We start from the raw sequence: 617 nt of genomic DNA, 5'->3' as shown, positions 1-617 counted from the left end.
GACAAGCGGCAGACCCTTCGGGAACGTCAGGACAAGCGTGAGTCGGACCGGGCGATGTCGGCCCGTCGTAACCTGGGGGACTAGTTTTCCGGCGCACTGATCCGATGTAGAGTGAAGGACTGCACGTGATGCAGGCGAACAGCGACAACTCAACAGCGTGTGACAACCACCCCATCATGGGGATGATCGGTTTCGACATTGTTTGCGCAATTATGAGAAGCGGGTCGAGGATGCAGGGTTATCTCGTAAACGATCTCTGCAAAACAATAAGTGCCAAATCAAACCGCACTGACTTCGCTCTCGCTGCCTAAGCGAAAGCACTAACGAAGTCCGCCAGATCGGGAATGCTCTCTACCCGGATCCTGACGTCATTTAGAGAGATTGCTTCTACATTGAGCCACGGGGTGTAGAGGGACTTAAACGAAGGCTGGGCCTGTCGGAGTAGATGCCAGTGGCAAATTCCGGGGCCGAGAAAGCGATTTCACTGGATACACCCGTAGAAGGCATATGACCACAACAGTGGACCGGGGTTCAATTCCCCGCATCTCCACAAACGGATGGTTGTCACACGCAGTTGAGTGTTTCGTTCACACGACAGGCCGCCCGAGAGGGCGGCC

1 other RNA gene and 1 pseudogene are annotated in these 617 nt (G+C 55.1%); both read left to right on the top strand.

Annotated features, from left to right (window positions below):
* Positions 1–84: pseudogene (locus JF66_RS23410) on the top strand (SsrA-binding protein); the annotation flags it as partial.
* A gap of 94 nt (positions 85–178) precedes the next feature.
* Positions 179–553, top strand: a transfer-messenger RNA (tmRNA) gene (gene ssrA, locus JF66_RS22720).
* Positions 554–617: the final 64 nt, after the last annotated feature.

It is taken from the genome of Cryobacterium sp. MLB-32, assembly GCF_000738085.1.
Taxonomy (GTDB): domain Bacteria; phylum Actinomycetota; class Actinomycetes; order Actinomycetales; family Microbacteriaceae; genus Cryobacterium.
This window is presented reverse-complemented; position numbering and strand designations above follow the sequence as displayed.